Source organism: Natrinema soli, from assembly GCF_028618695.1.
The window spans coordinates 1-1,497 of sequence record NZ_JAQIVI010000520.1 but is presented as its reverse complement, the minus strand read 5'-3'; the positions used below and the strand labels follow the sequence as shown (position 1 = coordinate 1,497).

Genomic DNA, 1,497 nt, shown 5'->3' with positions numbered 1-1,497 from the left:
GCCGTCGCGACGAGCACGACGGCCGTCAGACAGAGAAAGATCGTCGTCGAGAGGAAGAGCGCGACCGCGGGCGGCACGTCAGTGGTCACGGCGCTCGTCAGCGGTGCCATCAGCCCGTACGCGAGGAGAGCAACGATCACCCACAGCAGATACTCCATACGCGGTATCGGATAACGGCGGCCTATACTGTCACGATCCCGGAACCGAGTGCCGGGACCGAGACTGGCGATCGGAATCGAGAGCAGCGAGAGGCGACTTACTCGAGATCGTCGACCAGCTCGCTCGCGACGCCGGTGTAGCCCGTCGGCGTCAGTGCGTGCAGTTCCTCGCGGACGTCCTCGTCGACGTCGAGTTCGTTGAACAGCTCCCGAAAGTCCGCGAGTGTGACGTCTTTCCCGCGAGTGACGGCCTTGACCCGCTCGTAGGCGTCGGCCTGCCCCTCGCGCCGGAGGATCGTCTGGACGGCCTCGCCGATGATCTCGGGGGTGTCCTCGAGATCGTCGCGCATGACCTGCTCGTTGGGGACGACTTTCGAGAGCCCCGACGCGGTCTTGCCGTAGGCGATCAGGCAGTGGGCGAAGGCGCCGCCGATGTTGCGCTTGACCGTCGAATCGGAGAGGTCGCGCTGGAGCCGGGAGGTGGTGACGTAGTCCGCGAGGAAGGAGAGATCCGAATTGGCCTTCGAGAGGTTGCCTTCGCTGTTCTCGAAGTCGATCGGGTTGACCTTGTGGGGCATCGTCGACGACCCCGTTTCGCCCGCGACGGCCTCCTGCCCGAGGTAGCGGTCGGAGACGTAGAGCCACATATCCAGATCGAGGTCGAGCAGGACGTCGTTGGCCCCGCGGAAGGCATCGAACAGCGTTGCGAGGTCATCACAGGGGTTGACCTGTGTCGTGAGAGGGTCGAACTCGAGTCCCAGGTCCGTGACGAACTCCCGCGCGAACGCCTGCCAGTCGACGTCGGGATAGGCGGCGACGTGGGCCGCATAGGTGCCCGACGCGCCGCCGAGTTTCCCCCGCAGGTCGTCGGTCGCCCGCCGGATTCGACCGGTCGCCCGACCCAGCCGCGAGGCGTAGACGGCCATTTCCTTGCCGAACGTGGTCGGCGTGGCGGGCTGACCGTGGGTGCGCGCGAGCATCGGGAGGTCGCGGTGTTCGCGAGCCGTGTCCGCGAGCGTGTCCCGAACGTCGTACAGTTCCGGGAGGAGCACCTCATCGACGGCGTCCCGGACGAGCAGCCGGTGAGCGAGGTTGTTCACGTCCTCGCTGGTCAGTCCGAAGTGGATCCAGGCCGAGGCGTCGCTGACCTCGGGCAGTCGGTGCCGAACGAAGTACTCGACGGCCTTCACGTCGTGGTTCGTCGCCTCGAAGTCGCCGTAACCCTCCGTCTCGAGTTGCTTGATCAACCGAGCGTCTTCCTCGGCGAAGTGGCTGTACAGCCCGCGGAGGTGCTCGCGTTCCTCGAGGCCGAATTCGAGCGGCGTCGCCTCGAGGTCGG

1 protein-coding gene is annotated in these 1,497 nt (G+C 66.2%); it reads right to left on the bottom strand.

Annotated features, from left to right (window positions below):
• Positions 1 to 256 precede the first annotated feature (256 nt).
• Positions 257 to 1,497: adenylosuccinate lyase (gene purB / locus PGX04_RS25570; RefSeq protein ID WP_273741072.1), on the bottom strand; the 1,241-nt coding region annotated here is incomplete at its 5' end.